Source organism: Pseudoalteromonas sp. 20-92 (genome assembly GCF_030847595.1).
Taxonomy (GTDB): Bacteria; Pseudomonadota; Gammaproteobacteria; order Enterobacterales; family Alteromonadaceae; genus Pseudoalteromonas; species Pseudoalteromonas fuliginea.
In genome coordinates this window covers 1-561 of sequence record NZ_JANJGQ010000072.1, presented here as the reverse complement: position 1 = coordinate 561, position 561 = coordinate 1, and the positions used below count along the sequence as shown (strand labels likewise).

Annotated in this window: 1 protein-coding gene; it reads left to right on the top strand. The window is 42.6% G+C overall.

What is annotated here, in order from left to right:
- A partial coding sequence (locus NRL14_RS20790; protein ID WP_306725517.1) for a reverse transcriptase domain-containing protein occupies positions 1 to 561 on the top strand: 561 nt, incomplete at both ends.

The following is a 561-nucleotide window of genomic DNA, read 5'->3' as shown; positions in this document are numbered from 1 at the left end:
CGCATAGTTATGGTTATCGAGCTCATAAAAGAGCCAGTCAAGCAGTGAACCATGTTCAATCTTGTGTTAAACAAGGCTATAAAACAGCGGTTGATATCGACTTGTCTAAGTTCTTTGATGAAGTAGACCATGACATGCTGATGAATCGTGTTGGCCGTAAAATCAAAGACAAAGCACTCATGCGCCTACTCGGTAAATACTTACGAGCGGGAATAGCAGAGCGTGAAACCGGTCTGTGGTTTGAGTCAACCAAAGGTGTCCCTCAAGGTGGGCCATTATCCCCTTTGCTTTCCAACATTTTACTCGATGAATTAGATAAGAAGTTAACCTACAAACGCCTTAAGTTTGCACGTTACGCTGATGACATAATCATTTTAGTAAAAACGAAAAGCGAAGGGCTAATAATGCAACGGGACATTACTGCGTTTATCACTCAGCGATTAAAGCTCAAAGTGAATGAATCGAAAAGTCGGGTCGGTCCCGTATCAGGCTCGAAATTTCTCGGGTTTACCTTCCGTTACGGTCAAGTGCAGATCCATGAACAGGCGCTAAAGAAATTTA